At 61.2% G+C, this 12,927-nt stretch carries 15 protein-coding genes; 2 read left to right on the forward strand and 13 right to left on the reverse strand.

All coding sequences use genetic code 11. From position 1 onward, the window contains the following. Positions 1–156 precede the first annotated feature (156 nt). Together GIR22_RS14810 and GIR22_RS14815 are read left to right on the forward strand one after the other, a co-directional pair. The gene (locus tag GIR22_RS14810) at positions 157–639 is read left to right on the forward strand and encodes a hypothetical protein (protein ID WP_154744059.1); all 483 of its coding nucleotides are present in this window, start codon (positions 157–159) and stop codon (positions 637–639) included. Positions 640–785: 146 nt separating this feature from the next. Beyond that, a complete protein-coding gene (locus GIR22_RS14815; protein ID WP_154744060.1) occupies positions 786–2,075 on the forward strand; it encodes an OmpP1/FadL family transporter in 1,290 nt (429 codons plus the stop codon). A 65-nt stretch (positions 2,076–2,140) separates the two neighbouring features. Here the strand turns inward: GIR22_RS14815 and GIR22_RS14820 are convergent, their stop codons facing one another. The 13 genes from GIR22_RS14820 to GIR22_RS14875 form a co-directional block, all read right to left on the reverse strand. Further along, complete coding sequence (locus tag GIR22_RS14820) at positions 2,141–2,692, reverse strand: glutathione peroxidase (protein ID WP_154744061.1); 552 nt, start codon at positions 2,690–2,692, stop codon at positions 2,141–2,143. Positions 2,693–2,726: 34 nt separating this feature from the next. Continuing rightward, positions 2,727–2,849, reverse strand: a complete 123-nt coding sequence (locus tag GIR22_RS26605; protein WP_281349870.1) for a hypothetical protein — start codon at positions 2,847–2,849, stop codon at positions 2,727–2,729. Further along, positions 2,846–4,045, reverse strand: a complete 1,200-nt coding sequence (locus GIR22_RS14825) for an MFS transporter (protein WP_178122276.1) — start codon at positions 4,043–4,045, stop codon at positions 2,846–2,848. The genes GIR22_RS26605 and GIR22_RS14825 overlap by 4 nt, the downstream gene beginning before the upstream one ends. Before the next feature lie 62 nt (positions 4,046–4,107). Continuing rightward, on the reverse strand, positions 4,108–4,512 hold the full coding sequence (locus GIR22_RS14830) for a MarR family winged helix-turn-helix transcriptional regulator (protein WP_154744063.1): 405 nt from the start codon (positions 4,510–4,512) through the stop codon (positions 4,108–4,110). A gap of 42 nt (positions 4,513–4,554) precedes the next feature. Next, positions 4,555–5,283: an adenosylcobinamide-GDP ribazoletransferase gene (locus tag GIR22_RS14835; protein WP_154744064.1), complete on the reverse strand. Its 729-nt coding sequence runs from the start codon at positions 5,281–5,283 to the stop codon at positions 4,555–4,557. 2 nt (positions 5,284–5,285) lie between these two features. Continuing rightward, a complete protein-coding gene (cobC, locus tag GIR22_RS14840; RefSeq protein WP_154744065.1) occupies positions 5,286–5,861 on the reverse strand; it encodes an alpha-ribazole phosphatase family protein in 576 nt (191 codons plus the stop codon). Further along, positions 5,858–6,913, reverse strand: a complete 1,056-nt coding sequence (gene cobT, locus GIR22_RS14845; RefSeq protein ID WP_154744066.1) for a nicotinate-nucleotide--dimethylbenzimidazole phosphoribosyltransferase — start codon at positions 6,911–6,913, stop codon at positions 5,858–5,860. Before cobT ends, cobC begins: the two co-directional genes overlap by 4 nt. Continuing rightward, the gene (gene cobU, locus GIR22_RS14850) at positions 6,910–7,431 is read right to left on the reverse strand and encodes a bifunctional adenosylcobinamide kinase/adenosylcobinamide-phosphate guanylyltransferase (protein ID WP_154744067.1); all 522 of its coding nucleotides are present in this window, start codon (positions 7,429–7,431) and stop codon (positions 6,910–6,912) included. Before cobU ends, cobT begins: the two co-directional genes overlap by 4 nt. Before the next feature lie 121 nt (positions 7,432–7,552). Further along, complete coding sequence (locus tag GIR22_RS14855) at positions 7,553–9,004, reverse strand: cobyric acid synthase (RefSeq protein ID WP_154744068.1); 1,452 nt, start codon at positions 9,002–9,004, stop codon at positions 7,553–7,555. Further along, a complete protein-coding gene (cobD, locus tag GIR22_RS14860; RefSeq protein ID WP_154744069.1) occupies positions 9,001–9,990 on the reverse strand; it encodes a threonine-phosphate decarboxylase CobD in 990 nt (329 codons plus the stop codon). The genes GIR22_RS14855 and cobD overlap by 4 nt, the downstream gene beginning before the upstream one ends. Further along, entirely contained in the window at positions 9,983–10,891 is a 909-nt protein-coding gene (cbiB, locus tag GIR22_RS14865) for an adenosylcobinamide-phosphate synthase CbiB (RefSeq protein WP_154744070.1), read from the reverse strand. Before cbiB ends, cobD begins: the two co-directional genes overlap by 8 nt. Then, entirely contained in the window at positions 10,888–11,538 is a 651-nt protein-coding gene (bluB, locus tag GIR22_RS14870; protein WP_154744071.1) for a 5,6-dimethylbenzimidazole synthase, read from the reverse strand. The genes cbiB and bluB overlap by 4 nt, the downstream gene beginning before the upstream one ends. Then, entirely contained in the window at positions 11,535–12,926 is a 1,392-nt protein-coding gene (locus tag GIR22_RS14875) for a cobyrinic acid a,c-diamide synthase CobB (protein WP_154744072.1), read from the reverse strand. The genes bluB and GIR22_RS14875 overlap by 4 nt, the downstream gene beginning before the upstream one ends. Position 12,927: the final 1 nt, after the last annotated feature.

Below are 12,927 nucleotides of genomic sequence, written 5' to 3' on the forward strand. Positions count from 1 at the left end.
AGATGAAAATATTTTAAAAACAGTCCTTTACATCATGAATATGACACTACACTTCAACTCAAGCGGCATACACCGCTTCCGGCGAGCCTGAGATCCGATCCACAGCTGCCAAGCCTTTTCGGGACTCGCCGACCCCTTTCATGGATCGAGGCACTTATGGGTATCGCCGCCAGCGAATTGTGTCGTTATGTGATTCGGCCCACCTTAATCTACCTGGGCCAGTACAGCCGCACCGCAGAATCCCTGCTGCTGGGCATTGCTGCCAGCCAGTCGGCCCTCGGATCGGCTTTGCATGATCGTCGCGGCCACGGTCTTTACCGCATTACCGAACCACGACATCGCGCACTGTGGGACGACTACCTGGCCCTGGACCCAGAACGTGCCAGCCTGGTACGCGGCTTGGCCAGCCAACATGCCTTCCTCAGTGGCCCGCAACTGGAACTGACGGTCAACCTGCGTTATGCCACGGCCATTGCCTGGCTGTTGGTGGAGCAACATCGCCCTGCATTGCCATCGCCAGACGATGTGCTGGCCATGGCGCGAATCTGGCGAGAAATATTTCACCCTCAGGGACGCCTGTGCGATTACACCCGCGCCTGGCAAACCTGGGTTTCACCGGAGAACCAACTGGCCTGTTGACCGGGCAATTTGCAAGATTCGGCGAAAACCAGCGAATCTGGTCGGATTGTCCTACAAAACCGCTCTATCTCCTGTGTTATAGCCTATAGCGCTAACTTAATTTTATTGTTACTTTCCGCAGCGGTGATCACCACGGAGTTCTAATAATGAAAAAAGTAATGCTCAAGACCACACTTAGCCTCGCCGTTGCACTGGCTTCCTCCCAACTGTTCGCGAGCGGCTTTGCCCTTAACGAGCAGAGCGTCAGCGGGATGGGTACCGGTTTTGCGGGTCGCTCCTCATCTGCCGATGATGCAAGTACTGTTTACGGTAACCCGGCCGGTATGGCTCGCCTGGAAGGCCAACAAATCACTGGTGGCGTCGCAGCCATTGATGCCTCCAGCGATATCAGCGACACCAGTGGTCGCTCCTCCGGCAGCAACAAAGGGGACATGGTCCCGTTCACCGGGGTTCCATTCGGCTTTTACACCAATAAGCTCAACGATCAATGGGCTGTCGGTTTCGGTGTTTATGCACCGTTTGGCCTGGTGACCGACTACGAAAACAACTTCCAGGGCAGAGCCTTCGGCAGCAAGAGCGAAGTCAAGGTCATCACCTTCCAGCCGACCATCAGCTATGCCTTCAATGACAAGGTCTCCATCGGTTTCGGCCCGACGATCAACCGCATAGCAGGTACCCTGGAATCGGAGCCAAGCCTTCAGGCCCTGGTCCCAGGCAGCGGTGACAACAAGATCAAGGTCAAGGGCGATGACACCGCCGTCGGTTTCAATGCCGGTATCCTGGTGCAAGCCACCGACACCACCCGCGTGGGCCTGACCTATCACTCGAAAGTGAAGTACAAGCTCAAAGGCCACACCGAAGTGAGCCCGGGTGCCGGCGTGCCAAGCACCGTCCTGGCCAACCGCCGCTACGACGCCTCGTTGAAGGTCGACACCCCAGAATCCTGGGACCTGTCGGTCACCCAAGACCTCAGCGACGTCTGGAAGCTCTACGCGGGTGCCACCTGGACTCGCTGGAGCCGCCTGAAAGACATCACCGTCGAGAACGAAGGCGTCACAGCTGGCGGTGGCATCGCCGCCCCGGGCATGGTCGGCACCATCAAGGAAGACCAGAATTGGCATGACACCTGGGCTTACGCCGTGGGTACTTCCTACAAAGTCCATCCGCAATGGACACTGCGTACCGGCCTGACTTTCGACCAGTCGCCAACCAACAACACTGACCGTTCGCCACGTATCCCTACGGGTGACCGGGTGATCTTCAGCTTAGGTGCTGGCTACGAAGTCATGCCGAACATGACCATCGACGTGGCCTACTCCTACTTGAAGGAAGAAAGTGTCAAGGTTTCTCGCACCAACGCACTGGGCCAGTCCTACAACGCCAAGTACGAAAACAGCGCCAACGGCTTCGGCCTGGGCCTGACCTACCGCTTCTGATTCTCGGCGGTATGAAAAAGCCCCGCGCTCTTGCAAAAGAGGCGGGGCTTTTTAGTCGCCGGCGATCAGGGCTTCGAACCTAGCGCCTGCTCCACCGCCTTGATCAGCTCCGGACTGTCCGGCTTGGTCAAACTCGAGAAACTGGCAATCACCTTGCCCTGGCGGTCCACCACGTACTTGTAGAAATTCCACTTCGGCGCGCTGCTTTGCTGCGCCAGAACCTTGAACAGGTTCACGGCATCCGGCCCCTTGATCTTTTGCGGCTCGGTCATGGTAAAGGTCACGCCATAATTGACGTAGCAGACCTTGGCCGTCTCCTCGCCGGTCTTGGCTTCTTGCTTGAAATCATCGGACGGTACACCAATCACCTCCAGGCCATCACCCTTGTAGCGCTGGTACAACGCCTCAAGGCCTTTGAACTGGGGCGCGAAGCCACAGAAGCTGGCGGTATTGACGATCACCAGTGGCTTGCCGGCAAAGCGCTGGCACAGGTCGATGGATTCCTTGGCGCGCAGCTTGGGCAATTGGCCTTCAAGCAATGATGGGCAATCGGTGGCCATGGCAACACCGCCAAAAGCCACCATCAACGTTGGAACTGCAAGCCAGCGCATCAACATGTCGAGTGTCCTTGAATAGGGTCAGGCACAGAACTTAGCAGATCGCCATGCCCAACTGCATCAACGCCAGGCCACCTTGCTGCCAGCCCCACCATGCAAGGAGCAGCAAAAGCGTGATTACCCCCGCTGCACCCAGCCAGTACCAGGTTGAACTCATGCCGCCTCCATCTGTGCCTGCAACCGCGCCACCGGGCGTTCACGCACCGGCCAGTTCAAGGCAGCGGCGAGCAAGCTCAGGAGAACCGCCACCTGCCAGATCAAATCGTAGCTGCCGGTTCGATCGTAGACCACACCGCCCAGCCAGCCACCAAGGAACGAACCCAATTGGTGGAACAGAAACACAATCCCACCCAACATGGAAAGATTTCTGACACCAAATAAGGTCGCCACCGTGCCGTTGGTCAGCGGCACCGTCGACAGCCACAAGAAGCCCATGCCCATGCCAAACAGGTAGGCACTGGTTTGCGTCACCGGCGCCCACAGGAACAGCACGATCACCACCGCGCGTAACACGTACAACCCGGCCAGCAAGCGTGGCTTGGACATCCGACCACCAAGCCAGCCGGCGGTGTAGGTGCCGAAGATATTGAACAGCCCGATCAACGCCAGCACCGTGGTGCCCACCGAGGCTGGCAAATGCTGGTCCACCAGGTACGACGGCAGGTGCACACCGATAAACACCACTTGGAAACCACAGACGAAAAAACCCAAAGCCAGCAGCCAGAAGCCCGAATGGGAACAGGCTTCACGCAAGGCTTCGGACAAGGTCTGCTGACCGGCCGTCGACGGCAGCGGGCGATCCTTGAGCATGCTCACCAGCGGCACGATCAAAGCCACCAACAGGCCCAGCACCAGCAACGCTGCCGACCAACCGAGCCAGCCGATCAACCCCAAGGTGCCCGGCAGCATGGCGAACTGGCCAAACGATCCGGCAGCACTGGCAATACCCATGGCCATACTGCGTTTTTCCGCCGGCACCGCGCGCCCCACAACCCCGAGAATCACCGAGAATGACGTCCCCGACAGGCCAATCCCGATCAACAGTCCGGCACTCAAAGACAGCGACCAAGCCGAGTCGGACAAGCCCATGAACGCCAGGCCCAGGGCATACAGCACACCACCGATCATCACCACCTTCGCCGCACCAAAGCGATCGGCCAAGGCACCGGTGAAAGGCTGGGCCAGGCCCCAGATAAGGTTTTGCAAGGCGATGGCAAAAGCAAAGGTTTCCCGCCCCCAACCGAACTCGGCACTCATGGGTGCCAGGAACAGGCCGAAGCCGTGCCTGACGCCAAGGGACAACGCCAGAATCAGCGCACTTGCGAGAAGGATCCAGCCGCTGGTCCGCCACATCGAGGTCATCTTTATTCTCCGCTAACGGGTATATACCCGCTTGTGCTCGAGCGAACCCGCCTTCAGGCAAGTTCGTCCAGCAAGGCTAGTAGGATTTCGCGCTTTTCTGCCCCCAACTGGTCAATCAACTTCTGCTGCGCCGCCTCCCACGCAGGCAAGGCCGCGGCAAGCCGCTCATGACCTGTCTCGGTGAGCAACACCAGGCGATTGCGCAGGTCACCACCCTCGACCAACTGCACCAGGCCTTCGCCTTCCAGCACCCGTAGATTGCGCCCCAGTGTGCTGCGATCCAGGCCCATGGACTCGGCCAAGCTGGAAATACTCGGCTGATCCAGACGCTGCAAATTACACAGTAAAGAATACTGGGCGACGTTGATCCCGAAGCCGTCGAGAGCGCCGTCGTAATGCCTGCTGACGCCACGAGCGGCGCGACGCAGGTTGATACACAAACATTGAGAGGCAAGCATGGAGCGTGTATATACCCGCGATTAAGGAAATGCAAGAACCCGCTACAAGACCAGGCCGATCAACACCACTACTTCCAGCAACTCCAGCAGGGCTCCAGCCGTATCACCGGTGGTGCCGCCGAGTCGATTGACCATCAATTGCCGCAACCCGATAAAACACAGTGCCGCCAGCAACACTGCCAATCCGCCACTGAAACCACCGATCAACACACAGGCCAGGCCACTGAGGATCAGTACTTGTTGGCCGACAATTCTCGGCAAGTGATCCGACAACGCCTGGCCCAAACCGCCGGCCCGCACGTAACGCGTGGTAAGAAACAACGCCAGCATCGAGCTGCGACCAATCAGCGGAGCCAGCACCAGGGCCGCACCGTTGTGCTGTTCGATCAGCGCCACCAGGGCGGTGAACTTGAGCAGCAGCACCAAACCGAGAGTGACCACGGCAATCGGCCCGCTGCGGGGGTCTTTCATGATCGCCAGGGTGCGCTCACGGTCGCCAAAGCCGCCGAGCCAGGCATCGGCGCTGTCCGCTAGGCCGTCCAGGTGCAGACCACCGCTGAGCAGCACCCAAGCAGTCAGCAGCAGTGCGGCGTGCAATAGCAACGGTGCGCCCATCAACAGGGCGTTCAAGCCCCATAGCAGCAACCCGAACAACAGGCCCACCAGCGGATAAAACAGCAACGAGCGTCCCAACTCCTGGGGCTGCGGCATACCCGGCAAGCGAATCGGCAGGCTGCTGAGAAACTGCAGGGCAATCCAGAACGGCAACATAGTCAGGTGCCTTCCCGCAAGATGCCTTCGGCGTCGATCTTAAGGCTGAACAAACAACCATGCCCGACCTCGACATTCAACAACTGTTCACGGGGCAGGCCACGAGCCTGGGCCAGCAACAAACGCATGACGCCGCCGTGACTGATCACCAACACTCGCTGGCCAGCATAGGCCTGATGCAAACGGGCGATGGCCGCCAGGACCCGCATGGAAAACCCCGCGACCGGCTCCCCCTGTGGCGGAGTAAAACTGTAGGGGTCGGCCCAGAACAAGCCCAGTGCTTCAGATTGGGTTTGCATCAACTGTGCGGCGCTCTGCCCTTCCCACTCACCGAAATGCAGCTCTTGCAGGTCCTTTTCCAAGGTAACCGGCAAGTCCAGGCGCGCACCCAACTCATCAGCAAATCGCGCGCAACGTTGCAGCGGCGAACTGACCAGGCGGTCCCAGGGCCCCTGCTCCACCACCGCCGCGCGCATCTGCTCCCAGCCCGTGGCAGTCAGCGCATCATCGAGGCTACCTCGCAAGCCACCGCCCAGTTCGGTTTCGCCGTGACGCAGCAGGTCCAGGTGCAACATCATGCCGGACGGTCCGCCACTGCCGCTTCGGCAAAGGTCGCCATTTGTCCGTGCAGCGCGCAGGCCAGGCGCAACAACGGTACCGCCAACGCCGCGCCGCTGCCCTCGCCCAGACGCAGGCCCAGGTCCAGCAACGGTTCAGCACCGAGGCTTTGCAGCACTTGCCGATGGCCCTGCTCGGCCCCTCGATGGCCGAACAGCAGCCATTCGCGACACGCGGGATTCAGGCGCGTAGCCACCAGGGCCGCGACGCTGCAGATAAAGCCGTCCACCAGCACCACAACCCCCGCTTGTGCGCAGGCCAGGTAGGCGCCCACCAGCGCTGCAATCTCGAAACCGCCAAGATTGAACAGCGTCTGCAACGCCTCACCGCGCTGCGCTGCGTGCAACGCCAAGGCCCGCTCGATCACCGCAACTTTGTGACTGACACCCTGGGCATTCAAACCAGTGCCCGGCCCGGTCAGGTCACTGACCGGGCAGCCCAGCAATGCGCACGCCAGGGCGCTGGCTGCGGTGGTGTTGCCAATGCCCATCTCGCCGCCGATAAACAATTGCGCACCGCCCGCGATGGCGCGGCGCACGCTGTCACGGCCAGCGTCCAGGGCCAGTCGCCCCTGGGCTTGGGTCATCGCCGGGGCGTGGACGAAGTTGGCAGTGCCCGCACCGATATTCAGATGGCGCACGCCAGGAAGATTCAGCGACGGCGTGACGGTACCCAGATCGACCACTTCCAGTTGTGCATCCAACTGACGCGCCAGGACACTGACGGCCGCACCACCGGTGACGAAGTTATGCAGCATCTGCCCGGTGACTTCCTGGGGATACGCCGAAACGCCCTCAGCCACCACACCGTGATCACCGGCAAAGATAGCGATCCACACCCGATCAACGCAGGGTTTGACCTGCCCTTGCAAACCGGCCAACTGCACAGCCACGGCTTCCAGTTGACCGAGGGAGCCAGCGGGCTTGGTCAGTTGTTGTTGGCGCGCCTGGGCTTGTTCGCGCGCTTGGGCATCAATCGCCTTACAAGGGTTGAACCACCAAGTGTCGGTCATAACGCAATACCTTTCAAAGTCAGGGGCAGGCCGGCAACGGTCAAGACAACACGCTGACAACGCTCGGCCAGGGCTTGATGCAACCAGCCAGCTTCATCGACATAACGGCGAGTCAATTCGCCCATCGGCACGACACCCAGACCGGTCTCGTTGCTGACAAAAATGATTTCACCCGGCAGGGTCGCCAGGGTTTGTAGCAGGGTTTCACGCTCTTCGGTGAGACGCTCAGCATCTTCGAGCATCAACAGGTTGGTGAGCCACAGGGTCAAGCAGTCGACCAGCAGGCAACGATTGGGGGCGGCGTTTTCTTGTAGGATTCGGGCCAGCTCAACGGGCTCTTCGATCAGGCCCCACTCGGCTGGGCGGCGCTGGCGGTGATGGATTATCCGCTCATTCATTTCGCCGTCCAGGGGTTGGCTGGTGGCGATATAGGTCACTGGCAGGGTGCTGTCGGTGGCGAGTTTTTCTGCCAGGCGGCTTTTGCCGGAACGGGCGCCGCCAAGGATCAGTTGCAGCATGCTTAAAACCTCAAAATGGCGGGGCTGCTGGCGCTATTGCAAGCAAGCCAGCTCCCACATTGGACCCTGTTCGGCCGAACAGCTCAATCATGTGCTGGAGACACAATACACAGCGCAAATATCAGACCCCACACAGTTCCCGTAACAATCCAGTGTCCAAATGCCGCTCCACCAAATCCGCCAACCGCTCAATATCCCGCTCACGCAAGGCGTGATAATCCACCTCCTGCACATCCTCCAAGCCGGCCCAACGCAACAACGCACTGCACGCCGCCGGGGTTTCAAACAGTCCATGCAGATAAGTGCCAAGAATCTGCCCATCATCACTTTGGGCACCATCACTGCGGCCATCATCCAGCCTCACCACCGGCCGCTCCAAAGCACTGCCGCGAGTCACGCCGGCGTGGATTTCATAGCCACTCACAGCGGCATCCTCCAGCACCAACCGCCCACACACATTACGCAGTTGCTTCTCTTCTTCCAGAGTCGTATCAAACGCCAGCAACCCCAGTCCTTCACTGGAGCCCGAGGACCCTTCCAGCCCCAACGGGTCATGCACCTGCTCACCGAGCATCTGCAACCCACCACAAATTCCCAACACCTTGCCGCCATACCGTAAGTGCCGGGCAATCGCCGTGTCCCAACCATTGGCCCGCAGATAGGCCAAGTCACTGCGCACACTTTTCGACCCCGGCAAGATAATCAGATCCGCCGCGGGAATCCCCTGCCCCGGCCCGACAAACTGCAAATCCACTTGGGGATGCAGCCGCAGCGGATCAAAGTCCGTGTGGTTGCTGATACGCGGCAACACCGGCACCACCACCTTGAGCACTTGCGCCGCCTTATCGATCTGACGCTGATCGATCCCGTCCTCAGCCTCCAGGTGCAGGTCCATCACATAAGGCAAGACCCCCACCACCGGTTTTCCGGTCCGGGCTTCCAGCCAGTCGAGTCCCGGTTGCAGCAAGGCAATATCGCCACGAAAGCGATTGATGATGAAACCCTTGACCCGCGCCTGCTCCGAAGGCGACAGCAGTTCCAGCGTCCCCACCAGATGGGCGAAAACACCGCCACGGTTGATATCGGCGATCAGCAATACCGGGCAATCCACCGCTTCGGCGAAGCCCATATTGGCAATGTCATTGGCCCGCAGATTGATCTCTGCCGGCGAGCCCGCACCTTCGACCACGACCACCGGATACGCCGCACTCAAACGCTCATGGGAGGCCAGTACAGCCTGCATGGCGATGGCTTTGTAGTCGTGATAGGCCACGGCGTTCATGGTGGTGACGGCACGACCATGAATGATCACCTGGGAGCCGGTATCACTGTTGGGTTTGAGCAGGACCGGGTTCATGTCGGTATGAGGCGCCAGGTTCGCCGCCTGGGCCTGGACCGCCTGCGCCCGGCCAATCTCGCCGCCCTCGGCGGTGACAGCGCTGTTGAGCGCCATGTTCTGTGGTTTGAACGGCACCACCGCCACCCCCTGGCGCACCAGCCAGCGGCACAGCGCGGTCACCAGGGTGCTTTTGCCAGCATCGGACGTGGTGCCCTGCACCATCAAGGTACTCATAAGTCTTCCTTGTAGGCGATCAAGGCCTGTTCCAGCCGCAGCCAATCAGCGTCGACTCCCGGCAGGCCGAAACGCAGGCTGCTGTCGTGGATAAACAAACGCAGCAAGATGCCGCGCCGGGCCATGAATTCGTGCAAATGCTCGGCACGCTCGCTGACCAGCCACTGGAATAAGTCGCAGCCGCCCTGGGGCTGCAGGTCGAAACGCTGCAACAATTCGAACAGGCGCCGGCTGGCATTGGTGCAGCGCAACCGCTGCCGGGTGTGACCGGCCTGATCCCCCAGGCAGGCCTGGCCCAGCACCCGCGTCGGCCCGCTGACGGCCCACGGGCCGACCTGCTCGGCAAGCAGTTTGAGCAATTTGCGCTCGGCCAGGACAAAACCCAGCCGCACGCCGGCCAGGCCGAAAAACTTGCCGAACGAACGCAACACGACCAGCCCCACCTGATGGGTCTGGTCCGCCAGGCTCAGTTGCGGGGTGTTATCCATGAAGGCTTCGTCCACCACCAGCCAGCCACCGCGTTCGGCGAGCCGTGCGTGCCAGTCCAGCAGGCGTTGCGGGCTCAGGCTCAAGCCAGTGGGGTTGTTGGGGTTGACGACAACCAACACATCGAGGCTGTCGAGAAAGAAGTCGACTTCCTGTTCCAGCACTTCACGGACGATGTGACCGGCGCGGCGCCAGGCCTGCGCATGCTCGGCATAACACGGCGACAGCACGCCAACCTTGCCCGTGCGACGCAAGCGCGGCAACAGTTGGATCGCCGCCTGGGAACCGGGCACCGCCAGCACCTGGGCGGCGCCGTAGTACTCACAGGCAGCCTGTTCCAGGCCGTCGTCGGTCTCGGGCAGGCGCGCCCAGGCCCGCAGCGGGATGTCGGGAATCGCAAAGGCCCAGGGTGCCAGGCCACTGGACAGGTCCAGCCAATCGGCTTGCGGGATGCCGTACTGCAAGGCTGCCTTGCCCAGCCGGCCACCGTGCTCAAGCATAAAATTGCGCCCCCGCGCACAGCATCAGCAACCACAGCCACACCCCGCGCTGCACCAGTTGCCAACCACGGTCGATGGAATCGGCATCTGCCGGCGCACCCTCACCCAACTGCGCACGCGGGTGCAGCTCGCCGTGGTAAACCGCCGCGCCACCCAATTCGACACCGAGTGCACCAGCACCAGCGGCCATGACCGGGCCCGCATTGGGACTGTCCCAGGTCGAACCCTGGGTACGCCAGCACTTGAGGGCCAATCGGGTCTTGCCCAACAACGCGTAAGTCAGGGCCACCAACCGCGCAGGCACATAATTCAGCACATCGTCGATCTTCGCGGCAGCCCAGCCGAAGCGCTCAAAGCGTTCATTACGATAACCCCACATGGCGTCCAGGGTGTTGCTCAGTCGGTAGAGCACTACGCCCGGCACACCGGCGACGACAAACCAGAACAGCGCGGCGAACACCGCATCGCTGCCGTTTTCCAGTACCGACTCGGTGGCGGCGCGGGCGACTTCGGTGCGGTCCAGTTCGCGGGTTTCGCGACTGACCAGATAGCCGACCCGCTTGCGCGCCTCCTCAAGGTCATCGTTGCGCAGGGCCTGGGCCACTGGCGCCACATGTTCTCCCAGGCTGCGCATGCCAAGGGCGCAATACAGCGCGAGGACTTCAATCACCCAGCCCACGTAAGGCGCCCACGACAAGGCCGTCGCCAACAAGGTCAGTGGGATGACCGCGATCACCCATGCGGTGACACCATGACTGCGCCAGCCACGGCCCGCGGAGTTGAAGCGTTGCTCGATACGCCCGGCAAAATTACCGAACGCCACCAGCGGATGCCAGCGCCTGGGTTCACCCAGCAGCACATCCAGCGCCACGGCAGCGACACTCAACAAGGCCACACTCATTGATTCACTCCCCAATAATTTTCATACAGCATGTCGCTCAATGGACGCGGTTCGGTCCAGCCTTCGAGCTGCAACATCGGGGCCGGGTAAAACTCGCTGACGGGCCCCAGGCACAACACCGCCAGTGGTTTGGCGCCAGGCGGCAAACCCAGCAGATCAGCCAGGGCCTGGGGCTCGAACAAAGAGACCCACCCCATGCCCAGCCCCTCGACCCGGGCGGCCAGCCATAGATTCTGGATGGCACAGGACAAGGATGCCATGTCCATTTCCGGCAGGGTGCGGCGGCCAAAGATATGCCGTTCGCGATCGTCCATCAGCGCCGCCACCAACACCTCGGCGCAGTCGTTAATGCCTTCGACCTTGAGCCTCATGAACTGGTCGGAGCGCTCGCCCAGCGCTTGGGCGGTGCGAACCCGTTCTTCTTCCACCAATTGTTGAATCTGCCCTCGCAGGTTACGGTCGCTGATGCGGATAAATCGCCAGGGTTGCATCAGGCCGACGCTGGGGGCCTGGTGGGCGGCTTGCAGCAAGCGTTGCAGCAGTTCGGGGGCGACACTGCCGCCGCTGAAGTGACGCATGTCACGGCGTTCGGCAATGGCACGATAGACAGCCTGGCGGTCAGCCGGGGGGAAAGCGTTGTCTGTCATGGCCTCATCGCGGGCAAGCCCGCTCCCACATTGGATTGGGTTGGTCCATCAATTGGGGGCTCACACACATCAACTGCGATAGCGATCTTACGGTCCGGTGCAAACAGTGCAGCCACCGCTGAGGGGTTGGACGGAAAGTAAAAGTGCACATAAGAAGCGGTCATCCGTCCCTGCCGATAAACTGCCTCGGTACCACGCCCGCCATTGGGGCTCAGGCCCCGGGCAATCGGCTGCCATTGGGTCGTGGTCAGGGAATGATGGTAGGTGTGACCGCGCAACAGGCCCTCAGGCAGCTCGACGTTCTGCAAGGCCAGGGCCGCCAGGCGTTTTTGCATCACGGCATCGCCCTGGAGCAAGCCGACCAGTTCGGCGCGAGTGCCATCGACATCGGTCAGAGAGTCCAGCAGATAGAGCATGCCGCCACATTCGGCCAATAACGGTTTGCCAGCGGCGTGATGGGCACGGATCGCAACCAACATCGTGGTGTTTTCCGCCAGTGCCTGATGATGCAGCTCCGGGTAACCGCCGGGCAGGTACAGGCTGTCTGCCTCTGGCAACTCTCGATCGTGGAGCGGCGAGAAGAAGCGCAACTGGGCACCCATCGCCCGCAGCAGATCGAGGCTGGCGCCGTAAGTGAAGGCGAAGGCTTCATCACGGGCCACGGCAATACGCACACCGGCCAGCAACGGCTCCGCCTCTATCACCTGTGGCGCGGCGAACTCCACCGGCGGTGGCAGCGCGACCTCACAACTGCTACCCAAGGCCTGGGCGGCCGCATCCAGGCGCAGGTCCAGGTCATTCAGCTCACTGGCTTGCACCAGGCCCAAATGGCGGCTGGGCAGCTCGATACCCGTTTCTCGGGACAACGCGCCATACCAACGTAGCCCCTCGGTGAGGCTACCCTCCAACAGTTGTGCGTGACGCAAGGTGCCAACACGGTTGGCCAATACCCCGGCGAACGGCAAATCTGGTTGATAACGCGCCAACCCCAACGCCAGGGCCCCAAAGGTCTGGGCCATGGCTGTACCGTCGATTACCGCCAGTACTGGCACACCAAAGTGCCGCGCCAGGTCGGCGCTGGAAGGCGTGCCGTCGAACAGGCCCATGACACCTTCAATCAGGATCAGGTCGGCCTCCCCTGCCGCTTCCCAGAGCAACCGGCGACTTTCCTGCTCGCCGACCATCCACATGTCCAATTGATAGACCGGCGCACCACTGGCGCGTTCATGAATCATCGGGTCGAGAAAGTCCGGGCCGCACTTGAACACCCGCACCTTGCGTCCCTGGTTACGGTGCAAACGGGCCAACGCGGCGGTAACCGTGGTTTTACCCTGGCCGGACGCCGGTGCGGCGATAAGGACCGCAGGACAGTGACGGGGTTGATTCATG

The sequence above is a fragment of the Pseudomonas karstica genome (assembly GCF_009707515.1).
Classification (GTDB): Bacteria; Pseudomonadota; Gammaproteobacteria; order Pseudomonadales; family Pseudomonadaceae; genus Aquipseudomonas; species Aquipseudomonas karstica.

Excerpts from the sequence above, each read along its gene's own strand:
- GIR22_RS14835 (WP_154744064.1), bottom strand. The coding sequence starts at position 5,283 with ATGTTGCCGTTCTGGATTGCCCTGCAGTTTCTCAGCAGCCTGCCGATT.
- GIR22_RS14820 (WP_154744061.1), bottom strand. The coding sequence starts at position 2,692 with ATGTTGATGCGCTGGCTTGCAGTTCCAACGTTGATGGTGGCTTTTGGC.
- cobT (WP_154744066.1), bottom strand. The coding sequence starts at position 6,913 with ATGACCGACACTTGGTGGTTCAACCCTTGTAAGGCGATTGATGCCCAA.
- GIR22_RS14815 (WP_154744060.1), top strand. The coding sequence starts at position 786 with ATGAAAAAAGTAATGCTCAAGACCACACTTAGCCTCGCCGTTGCACTG.
- cobC (WP_154744065.1), bottom strand. The coding sequence starts at position 5,861 with ATGATGTTGCACCTGGACCTGCTGCGTCACGGCGAAACCGAACTGGGC.
- cobD (WP_154744069.1), bottom strand. The coding sequence starts at position 9,990 with ATGCTTGAGCACGGTGGCCGGCTGGGCAAGGCAGCCTTGCAGTACGGC.
- bluB (WP_154744071.1), bottom strand. The coding sequence starts at position 11,538 with ATGACAGACAACGCTTTCCCCCCGGCTGACCGCCAGGCTGTCTATCGT.
- GIR22_RS14855 (WP_154744068.1), bottom strand. The coding sequence starts at position 9,004 with ATGAGTACCTTGATGGTGCAGGGCACCACGTCCGATGCTGGCAAAAGC.
- GIR22_RS26605 (WP_281349870.1), bottom strand. The coding sequence starts at position 2,849 with ATGAGTTCAACCTGGTACTGGCTGGGTGCAGCGGGGGTAATCACGCTT.
- cbiB (WP_154744070.1), bottom strand. The coding sequence starts at position 10,891 with ATGAGTGTGGCCTTGTTGAGTGTCGCTGCCGTGGCGCTGGATGTGCTG.
- GIR22_RS14810 (WP_154744059.1), top strand. The coding sequence starts at position 157 with ATGGGTATCGCCGCCAGCGAATTGTGTCGTTATGTGATTCGGCCCACC.
- GIR22_RS14875 (WP_154744072.1), bottom strand. The coding sequence starts at position 12,926 with ATGAATCAACCCCGTCACTGTCCTGCGGTCCTTATCGCCGCACCGGCG.
- cobU (WP_154744067.1), bottom strand. The coding sequence starts at position 7,431 with ATGCTGCAACTGATCCTTGGCGGCGCCCGTTCCGGCAAAAGCCGCCTG.
- GIR22_RS14830 (WP_154744063.1), bottom strand. The coding sequence starts at position 4,512 with ATGCTTGCCTCTCAATGTTTGTGTATCAACCTGCGTCGCGCCGCTCGT.
- GIR22_RS14825 (WP_178122276.1), bottom strand. The coding sequence starts at position 4,045 with ATGTGGCGGACCAGCGGCTGGATCCTTCTCGCAAGTGCGCTGATTCTG.